This window comes from Thermodesulfobacteriota bacterium (assembly GCA_040755095.1).
Classification (GTDB): Bacteria; Desulfobacterota; Desulfobulbia; order Desulfobulbales; family JBFMBH01; genus JBFMBH01.
This window is the reverse complement of record JBFMBH010000174.1, coordinates 1-7,465: the sequence shown is the minus strand read 5'-3', so window position 1 is coordinate 7,465 and position 7,465 is coordinate 1. Positions and strand designations below refer to the sequence as shown.

The window sequence follows — 7,465 nt, the reverse complement described above, 5'->3', positions numbered from 1 at the left end:
GACCGGGCCCCCCGGGCCGCCCCGCTGGGGGAGATCCTCGCCTACGTCGAGCGCGGGGGGGAGCTCGACACCACCGGCGTGCCCGCCACCACCCATGCCCTGGAAGTCGAGAACGTCTTCCGTGACGACGAGGTGGTCCCCTCCCTGGAACGGCAGCAGGCCCTGGCCAACGCCCCGGCGGCCAACCACGAGGCCTTCCTCGTTCCCCGGGTGATCTGATCCTCTTGCCGGCCCATTGCCATGGATCTCTGCCTTCAGCCCATCCATGCCGTACGCCAGCTGCTGGCCAGCGGCGAGGTTTCGGCCCAGGAGCTGTGCGAGGCCTATCTGGCCCGCATCAGGGCCTGCGAGCCGGTGGTGCGGGCGTACATCACCGTTGACGCCGAGGGCGCCCGCCGCCAGGCCGAGGCCGCCGACCAGGCCCGCCGGGCCGGCTGCGCCGGCCCGCTGGCCGGCATCCCCCTGGCGGTCAAGGACGTGCTCTGCACCAAAGGGCTCGCCACCACCTGCGGCTCCCGTATCCTGGCCAGCTTCCTGCCCCCGTACGACGCCACCGTGGTGGCCCGGCTGCGGCAGGCCGGGGCGGTGATCCTCGGCAAGGCCACCATGGACGAGTTCGCCATGGGCTCCTCCTCCGAGAACTGCGCCTTCGGGGTGCCGAGAAACCCCTGGGCCCCGAGCCATGTCTGCGGCGGCTCCAGCGGCGGCTCCGCAGCCGCGGTCTCGGCTGGCCTGGCGGCCGCCAGCCTCGGCTCGGATACCGGCGGCTCCATCCGCCAGCCCGCCTCCCACTGCGGCGTGGTCGGCCTCAAGCCCACCTACGGCCGGGTCTCCCGCTATGGCCTGGTCGCCTTTGCCTCCTCCCTGGATCAGGTGGGACCCTTTGCCCGGGACGTGCGGGACTGCGCCCTCATGCTGTCCGTCATGGCCGGCCACGACCCCCGGGACTCCACCTCGGTAAACCGGCCGGTGCCGGACTACCAGGCCTGCCTGACCCCTGATCTGACCGGCCTCACCGTCGGCGTGCCGCAGGAGTATTTCGTCGACGGCCTGGACCCGGAGGTGGAAAGGGCGGTGCGGCAGGGGATCGGCCGGCTGCAGGCGGCCGGCGCCCGGGTGATCGAGGTGTCCTTGCCCCACACCCGGTACTGCGTGGCCGCCTACTATCTCATCGCCCCGGCTGAGGCCAGCTCCAACCTGGCCCGTTTCGACGGCGTCCGCTACGGCCACCGGGTCACCGGGGCCGAGGACCTCCTGGACATGTACCGCCGCAGCCGCTCCCAGGGCTTCGGTCCGGAGGTCAAGCGCCGGATCATGATCGGCACCTACGCCCTGTCCGCCGGCTACTACGACGCCTACTACAAGAAGGCCTCCCAGGTCCGCACCCTGCTCATCCGGGACTTCAAGGCGGCCTTTGACCAGGCCGACGTTCTGGCCTCGCCGGTGGCGCCCACCCCGGCCTGGCCGCTGGGCGCCAAGGTGGACGACCCCCTGGCCATGTATCTGTCGGACATCCTCACCATCTCCGCCAACCTGGCCGGCCTGCCCGGTCTGTCGGTACCGTGCGGCCGATCCAGCCAGGGCCTGCCCATCGGCCTCCAGCTCATGGCCGACCACTTCCAGGAGGAGACCCTGCTCAAGGCCGCCTACGCCTTCGAGCAGCAGGCCGGCCCCCTGGGGCCGCCGCCCCTGGAGCGGGCGTCATGACGCTGCCGGTCCCGGCCCATATCCGGTCCCTCGTTCCCTACCCGCCCGGCAAGCCCATGGAGGAGCTGGAGCGGGAGCTGGGGATCACCGGCGTCGTCAAGCTCGCTTCCAACGAGAACGCCCTCGGCCCCTCGCCCAAGGCCCTGGCTGCTATTGCCGCGGCCCTGCCCGGGCTGCACCGCTATCCGGACGGCTCCGGCTTCTACCTCAAGAAGGCCCTGGCCGAACGCCTGGGGGTGGAGGCCACCGAGATTGTCCTGGGCAATGGCTCCAACGAGCTTATCGAGCTTCTGGCCGAGATCTTCCTGGCCCCCGGGGACGAGGCCATCCTCAGCCACCCCACCTTCCTGGTCTACCAGAAGATGATCCAGGCCCGGGGCGGCTGCGCCAAGGTGGTGCCGCTTCAGGATTTCGGCCACGACCTGGCCGCCATCGCCGGCCAGGTCACGGCCCGGACCCGGATGATCTTTCTCGACAACCCCAACAACCCCGCCGGCACCGTCTTTGGCCAGGCCGCCTTCCGGGATTTCCTGGCCCAGCTGCCGGCCCATCTCCTGGTGGTCCTGGACGAGGCCTATGTGGATTTCGTCTCCCCGGAGCTGGCCTGGGACAGCGTGGCCTACCGGCTCGCCCAGCCGCCGGTGGCGATCCTGCGCACCTTCTCCAAGGCGTACGGTCTGGCCGGCCTGCGCATCGGCTACGGGGTGATGGCCCCTGAGGTCAGCGATCTCGCCAACCGGATCCGGCAGCCGTTCAATGTCAACACCCTGGCCCAGATCGGTGCCCTGGCCGCCCTGGCCGACCGGGAGCACCTGGCCGCCACCCTGGCCATGACCCGGGAGGGCATCGCCCGGCTGGCGGCAGGGGTGGCGGCCCTGGGCTGCCGGCCCTACCCGTCCCAGACCAACTTCTTCCTGGTGGATCTGGGGCGGCCGGCCAAGCCAGTCTACGAGGCCATGCTCCACCGGGGGGTGATCGTCCGGCCCATGGCCGCCTACGATCTGCCCTCCTTCCTGCGCATCACCCCGGGCACCCCGGCCGAGAACGAGCGCTGCCTGGCCGCCCTGGCCGCGGCCCTCGACCCGGCCCGCCCCTGACCCCGGGATGAGCCCCATGGCCCGCCGCCCCATCGTCACCATCGACGGCCCGTCCGGTGCCGGCAAGAGCACCGTCAGCCGGCTGGTGGCCGCCCGCCTGGGCTTCACCTATCTCGATACCGGTGCCATGTACCGGGCGGCCGGCCTCAAGGCCCAGCGGCAAGGGGTGGACCTGGACGACACCGCGGCCCTGGCCGCCCTCCTGGACAGCCTCGACCTCAGGCTGGCGCCAGGCAGCGAGGACACCCGGGTCTATCTGGACGGTGAGGATGTCTCCCGCGCCATCCGCAGCGCCCAGATGGGTCTGGTGGCCTCGGCGATCTCTGCCAAAGCCCTGGTGCGGGAGCGGCTGGTGGCCCTGCAGCGGCAGCTGGCCGCTGGCGGCGGCGTGGTGGCCGAGGGCCGGGACACCGGCACCGTGGTCTTCCCGGATGCGGAGCACAAGTTCTACCTGGATGCCTCGGCCAGTGAGCGGGCCCGGCGCCGGGTGGAGCAGCTGGCCCTCCAGGGTATGCCCGCCGATTTCGCCACCATCCTGGCCCAGATCGAAAAGCGGGACCGGGACGACTCCAGCCGGGATCTTTCCCCCTTGCGACCCGCCGCCGATGCGGTCCGCATCGACTCCTCCGCCATGGACGCGGCAACGGTGGCCGAACTCATCGCGAGCCGGGTGCGCTCCCGGCCCTGACGGTCTCCCCTGCCGTGCTGGTCCCAGCGGCCCGGCCGCGGCCGGCTCTGTCCATGGTTTTCCCCTTGCGCTCCCCGCCGCCTCCTTGCGATAATCGCCATACAAGACGTCACCGCCGCTCCGGTATCTGCCCGTCCATCCTTTCTTCACAGCAGAGGGATCCCATGCACGAGGAGAAACGCAGCCTGAAGCGCCGGCACCTCATCTTCTACCTGGAGGTTTTCGACGATCGGACCGGCCAGTATCTGGGCCACCTCGTGGATATCACCACCAAGGGGATCATGCTGGTGAGCAAGGACCCCATCGAGACCGGCGAGACCCGCCTCTTGCGCATGATCCTGCCGGAGGAGTTCGCCGGCCGCACCCACCTGGTCTTCGAGGCCAAGAGCGTCTGGTCCGGCAAGGATATCAATCCGGACTTCTACGACACCGGCTTCGAGGTCGCCAACCTGTCGCTGGCGGCCAAGCGGTACATCCAGGGCCTCATCGAGCAGATGGGCTTCAACGACTGATCACGCGGCAGGCCCGCCCTGACCGGGCCTGCTGCAGCCACCGGCCGCCCCCCTGCCCCCTGGGACCTTCGGAGGGATTCCCATGCTGGCGCGCTTCGGTCTGCACCGCAAGTTCTCGCTCCTGCTCGTCATCTTCCTCGCCATCGGTCTCGCCAACACCGCCATCATCTACGCGGTGGTCCAGGACCAGAAGACCAACGGCCGGGCCATCAACCTGGCCGGCCGCCAGCGGATGCTCTCCCAGAAGATGAGCAAGGAGGCCCTGTCCCTGGCCGATTGCCCGGATCTGGCGGCCTGCCGGGCCACCTTGAGCCAGACCGTGACCCTCTTCGACCGCACCCTGCGCGGGCTCCTCGCCGGCGATGACGAGCTGGGCCTTAAGCCCCCGGCGCATCCGGAGATTCTGGCCAAGCTTCAGGAGGTGGATGCCCTGTGGCAGCCCTTCCGCAAGCACTTTGCCGTGCTCCAGGAGCGCCCGCCCGCCTCCCCGGAGGGCCAGGCAGCGCTGGCCGCCATCCGCCAGGGCAATGTCCCTTTGCTGGCCACCATGAACGACGCCGTCACCCTGTACGAGGAGAAGAACCAGGCCGACGCCGTGCTCTCCTTCCAGTTCGGCCTGCTGGCGGTGCTGGTAAGCTGTCTGGCTGGCAGCTGGCTCCTCATCCGGCGGGCCGTCACAAAGCCCCTGCGCCAGGTCTCCAGCATCCTGGCCGGCAGCAGCCAGCAGGTGAGCCAGTCGGCAGCCGGCCTGGCCTCGGCGGCCCAGGACTTGGCGGACGGCTCCGCCCGGCAGGCCAGCGCCCTGGAGGAGTCCTCGGCCTCCCTGGAAGAGCTCACCGCCATGACCAGAAGCAATGCCGAGAACACCGCCAAGGCGGATGAGCTCATGGGCGCGACCCGCCAGGTGGTGGACAAGGCCCAAACCTACATGGGGCAGATGGACGCCTCCATGACGGCCATCGATGCCGCCGGCAAGGAGATCGGCAAGATCATCCGCACCATCGACGAGATCGCCTTCCAGACCAATCTCTTGGCCTTGAACGCGGCGGTGGAGGCGGCCCGGGCCGGCGAGGCCGGCCTGGGCTTCGCGGTGGTGGCGGAGGAGGTGCGCAACCTGGCCGGCCGCTCGGCCAACGCCGCCAAGGACACCGCCGCCCTCATCGAGGACATCATCAGCAAGATCCAGGACGGCGCCTACCTGGTCGGCCAGTCCACCAAGGCCTTTGCCGAGGTGGCCGACAGCGCCACCAAGGCCGCGGCCCTCATCGCCGAGATCACCACGGCCAACCGGGAGCAGTCCACAGGCATGACCCAGATCAGCCATGGCATCCAGGACATGGACGCGGTGGTCCAGGAGAACGCCGCCTCGGCTGCCCAGTCCTCCGCCGCCGCCGACGAGCTGCGCAACGAGGCGGAGCGACTGGAGGAGATCGTGGCCCGCCTGGTGGTCCTGGTGGAAGGGCAGAGGGCGGGCGAGGCCGGGACCCTCCTGCCGGCCACCGTGCCGCAGCGGTAGTAGGAGGAAGGGATCAGACGTCCAGGAAGGTGGTGTCCTTGTTCAGAAGACGCACGCCGTTGCCGGTAACCTGCACCATGTTCTCCAGGCGGATGCCCCCCCAGCCCGGGAAGTAGATCCCAGGCTCCACCGTGACCACCATGCCGGCGGCCAGTCGCACCAGGCTGCGGCGATTGACCGCCGGCGCCTCGTGGACCGCCAGCCCCACCCCGTGGCCCAGACCATGGCCGAACAGCGGGCCCAGGCCCTCCGCCTCGATCACCGCGCGGGCCGCCCGGTCCACGTCGCAGGCCCGTACCCCTGGCCGGATGACCGCCAGGGCGGCCAGCTGCGCCCGGCGCACCAGCCGGATGCGCTGCCGGGTCAGCTCGTCCATCTCCCCCAGCACCACCGTGCGGGTCATATCCGAGCAGTAGCCGTCCAGGCGGCAGCCCATGTCGATGACGATGGGCTCGCCGGCGGCCAGGGGCCGGTCCCCGGGCTGGGCGTGAGGCGAGGCGCCGTTGGCGCCGCCCGCGACGATGGGTGGGAAGCTCGGCCCATCGGCGCCATGCCGGCGGAAACCGGTCTCGATCATCTCCGCCACCTGCCGCTCGGTCATGCCCGGCGTCAAGGCCTGGAAGACCTCCTGGAAGACCGCCTCATTGAGCCGCACTGCCCTCTCGATGGCCGCCAGCTCCCCGGCATCCTTCCGGATCCGCAAGGCCTCCACCAGGTCCTTCCGGGGCACCAGCTCGGTGTCGGAGCGGGCGGCCAGCCGGCCCAGGGCCTGCCACTGGCTGTGTAGCACGGCCTGGCTCTCGAAGGCCAGGCGGGCCAGCCCCAGCCGGGGCAGAATGCCGGCCAAAAGGCGCGGCATGCCGCCCTTGCCCAGCCGCACGACGCAGCCGGTCGCCTGCCGCTCGGCGTCCAGCCGGTAGCGGAAATCGGTGACCAGGATGGCCTGGCGCCCCACCGGCACCAGGAGGAGCCCGGAGGTCTCCGCAGGCGAGGTGTCGTGGCCGGCAAAGCCGCTCAGGTAGAACCGGTTTTCAGGCTGGCTCACCAGGAGGGCGTCCAGATGCAGGCGCCGCAGGCGGCGCACCAGGAGGGCCAGCCGGGGAGCGACGGGGGGGCTATCGGCCATGATGGATGGTCTCCTGGAAGGGCGGGGCAGGGCCGGGGCGGCAGCCTGGTCCAGGATCTGGAAGGCAAGTCCTACCGGCAGGCCGTCCAGCCGGTCCCGCAAGTCCGCCACCAGCATGAGGGGATCGGCTCCGGCCAGGGGAAGCACCAGCTGCCAGGCACCGCCGGGGGGGGCGGGCTGCCCCGGCAGGTGCGAGGCAGCCAGCCAGGCCGCAACCCCGGCGGCCACCTCCTGCCGGGCCGCCCCTTTGGGCAGCCGGGACAGGGTGACCACCAGGCGCGGCCCGGCGGCGGTCATCCGCGGCCGGCCAGCCGCTGCTCCAGGAGCTGCCGGTGCTGCTCCAGGGCGCGGCCGTACTGGTCGTCCAGGCTGGATCGCATCCGGTTCCATTCCTCCTGGAACTTGGGGTGCTGCCCGGGGTCCAGCCGCACCCGGAAGCCGGTCTGCTGCGCCACCGCCGCCTCCATCTGCTCCAGCTGCATGGCGAAGGCGTCCTCCAGCTGCTGGCGCATCTGGTCCCGGGTCTTGAGGTAATGGCCCAGGATCATCCGCACCTCGGCCAGCACGGCGGCCAGATCACTGGCCCGGCCGGCAAGGATGGCCAGCCCGGCCAGGGCCCGCTCGCCCTGCTCCTGCTGCAGCTTGTCCTTGGGCAGAAGCACGTTGCGCAACAGGGTCTTGACCACCCCCCGCCGGACAAAGGGCTCCTCGGTCTTGGCCCGGGCCGCCAGCACGGCGGCAGGCTTCTCCTCCTCGCCCCGCATGTAGGCGGCCCCCAGCCGCATGCCGGCGGCAACCAGATCCTCGTGGGCGAAGTCC

At 70.8% G+C, this 7,465-nt stretch carries 8 protein-coding genes; 6 read left to right on the top strand and 2 right to left on the bottom strand.

Translation table 11 applies throughout. The features are described from left to right. The 6 genes from gatC to AB1634_17895 all read left to right on the top strand — a co-directional run. A partial coding sequence (gene gatC / locus AB1634_17920; GenBank protein MEW6221393.1) for an Asp-tRNA(Asn)/Glu-tRNA(Gln) amidotransferase subunit GatC occupies positions 1-219 on the top strand: 219 nt, incomplete at its 5' end. Between the two features lie 21 nt (positions 220-240). Further along, on the top strand, positions 241-1,707 hold the full coding sequence (gatA, locus tag AB1634_17915; GenBank protein MEW6221392.1) for an Asp-tRNA(Asn)/Glu-tRNA(Gln) amidotransferase subunit GatA: 1,467 nt from the start codon (positions 241-243) through the stop codon (positions 1,705-1,707). Continuing rightward, entirely contained in the window at positions 1,704-2,804 is a 1,101-nt protein-coding gene (hisC, locus tag AB1634_17910) for a histidinol-phosphate transaminase (protein ID MEW6221391.1), read from the top strand. Before gatA ends, hisC begins: the two co-directional genes overlap by 4 nt. Before the next feature lie 16 nt (positions 2,805-2,820). Continuing rightward, positions 2,821-3,492 carry a (d)CMP kinase gene (gene cmk / locus AB1634_17905; GenBank protein MEW6221390.1) on the top strand — a complete coding sequence of 224 codons (672 nt, stop codon included), beginning with the start codon at positions 2,821-2,823 and terminating at the stop codon, positions 3,490-3,492. 164 nt (positions 3,493-3,656) lie between these two features. Continuing rightward, a complete protein-coding gene (locus AB1634_17900; protein MEW6221389.1) occupies positions 3,657-4,004 on the top strand; it encodes a PilZ domain-containing protein in 348 nt (115 codons plus the stop codon). An 82-nt stretch (positions 4,005-4,086) separates the two neighbouring features. Further along, positions 4,087-5,520, top strand: a complete 1,434-nt coding sequence (locus AB1634_17895; protein ID MEW6221388.1) for a methyl-accepting chemotaxis protein — start codon at positions 4,087-4,089, stop codon at positions 5,518-5,520. A gap of 13 nt (positions 5,521-5,533) precedes the next feature. Here the strand turns inward: AB1634_17895 and AB1634_17890 are convergent, their stop codons facing one another. Continuing rightward, positions 5,534-6,943 carry an aminopeptidase P family protein gene (locus AB1634_17890; protein ID MEW6221387.1) on the bottom strand — a complete coding sequence of 470 codons (1,410 nt, stop codon included), beginning with the start codon at positions 6,941-6,943 and terminating at the stop codon, positions 5,534-5,536. Beyond that, on the bottom strand, positions 6,940-7,465 hold a 526-nt coding region (locus tag AB1634_17885), incomplete at its 5' end, for a DUF6657 family protein (GenBank protein ID MEW6221386.1). The genes AB1634_17885 and AB1634_17890, both read right to left, overlap by 4 nt.

Coding starts and splice junctions, on each gene's coding strand:
- AB1634_17895 (MEW6221388.1), top strand. CDS start 4,087: ATGCTGGCGCGCTTCGGTCTGCACCGCAAGTTCTCGCTCCTGCTCGTC.
- cmk (MEW6221390.1), top strand. CDS start 2,821: ATGGCCCGCCGCCCCATCGTCACCATCGACGGCCCGTCCGGTGCCGGC.
- AB1634_17890 (MEW6221387.1), bottom strand. CDS start 6,943: ATGACCGCCGCCGGGCCGCGCCTGGTGGTCACCCTGTCCCGGCTGCCC.
- AB1634_17900 (MEW6221389.1), top strand. CDS start 3,657: ATGCACGAGGAGAAACGCAGCCTGAAGCGCCGGCACCTCATCTTCTAC.
- hisC (MEW6221391.1), top strand. CDS start 1,704: ATGACGCTGCCGGTCCCGGCCCATATCCGGTCCCTCGTTCCCTACCCG.
- gatA (MEW6221392.1), top strand. CDS start 241: ATGGATCTCTGCCTTCAGCCCATCCATGCCGTACGCCAGCTGCTGGCC.